This window comes from Pseudomonas sp. BAV 4579, assembly GCF_009765395.1.
GTDB lineage: Bacteria > Pseudomonadota > Gammaproteobacteria > Pseudomonadales > Pseudomonadaceae > Chryseomonas > Chryseomonas aestiva.
The window spans coordinates 1-730 of the sequence record NZ_WHOV01000247.1 but is presented as its reverse complement, the minus strand read 5'-3'; the positions used below and the strand labels follow the sequence as shown (position 1 = coordinate 730).

Below are 730 nucleotides of genomic sequence, written 5' to 3'. Positions count from 1 at the left end.
CAATACGCTCAACACCTTCATGGCCAGCGCCGACATGGCCCTGGACGGTCGCCATTTTGCCCGCTACGACGGCCGCGGCTTGACGCCCCTGCAGGAGCGACGGATCACCCAGGTGGTGGGGCTGGCCATCAGTGTGTGGAAGCGCATGATTGATCTGCAGGACGCCGGCGTGCAGATCACCCACGACGGCTATCTCAAGCTCTATCAGATGAGCCGGCCGGACCTTTCCAATCGGTTTGGTGCCCTCCTCCTCGATGAGGGCCAGGACGTGAATCCAGTGATCGCAGACCTGGTGCAGCGGCAGCGTACCATTCAGGTGATGGTGGGCGATCGCCACCAGCAGCTTTATCGCTTCCGCGGTGCCGAGGACGCGCTAAGCGCGCCCTCGATGGTGGACGCCGAGAAGCACTACCTTACCCAGTCGTTCCGCTTCGGGCCAGCCGTTGCCCATGTGGCCAACATCATACTGTCGTTCAAAGGCGAGACGGTGAAGCTGCAGGGCCTCGGCCAGCGCACCCTGGTGAAGCGCTCGCTGCCTGAGGATCTCGCGCACCGGACCTGGCTGCATCGCACGGTTAGTGGCGTGATCGAGAACGCCCTGCGGCTGGAGAAACAGGGTGGCCACCGCATGTTCTGGATTGGCGGGATCGACAGCTATTCGCTGCGCGAGCTCGAAGACCTGTTCCAGTTCAGCCGAGGTCGCAAGGACCTGGTGCAGCAGAAGAAGCTC

1 protein-coding gene is annotated in these 730 nt (G+C 62.9%); it reads left to right on the top strand.

Features of this window, described 5'->3' with window-relative positions; genetic code table 11:
• Nucleotides 1-730, top strand: a 730-nt coding sequence (locus tag GSQ95_RS25740) for a UvrD-helicase domain-containing protein (protein ID WP_158974014.1), incomplete at both ends; no start/stop codon positions are given.